Source organism: Gilvimarinus sp. 1_MG-2023, assembly GCF_030548285.1.
In genome coordinates this window covers 1-237 of record NZ_JAUOSC010001681.1, presented here as the reverse complement: position 1 = coordinate 237, position 237 = coordinate 1, and the positions used below count along the sequence as shown (strand labels likewise).

The following is a 237-nucleotide window of genomic DNA, read 5'->3' as shown; positions in this document are numbered from 1 at the left end:
CCGCTCGCACCAAGGCAGCCGCATCAGCTGAAATTTCCTGGCGCAGTGGCGCAGACAAACGGCTATCGGTGACCAGTTCAGTCAGCGCCTGGCGTTCATCCATTAAATAATGATCGCGAATCGCGTCGCGAATGGCAGGGATATTGGCACTCATGTTACAGCCCTCATGGATACAAAACATTAAGCTGAATATGCCGCATTTTTGTGTTTATTTTTTCCTAAAATATATTAATTGAC

General features: G+C 46.8%; 1 protein-coding gene. It reads right to left on the bottom strand.

Translation table 11 applies throughout. The annotated features are described in order from the left end of the window. A partial coding sequence (locus Q4563_RS23895; RefSeq protein WP_442903869.1) for a hypothetical protein occupies positions 1-154 on the bottom strand: 154 nt, incomplete at its 3' end. Between the last annotated feature and the right edge of the window lie 83 nt (positions 155-237).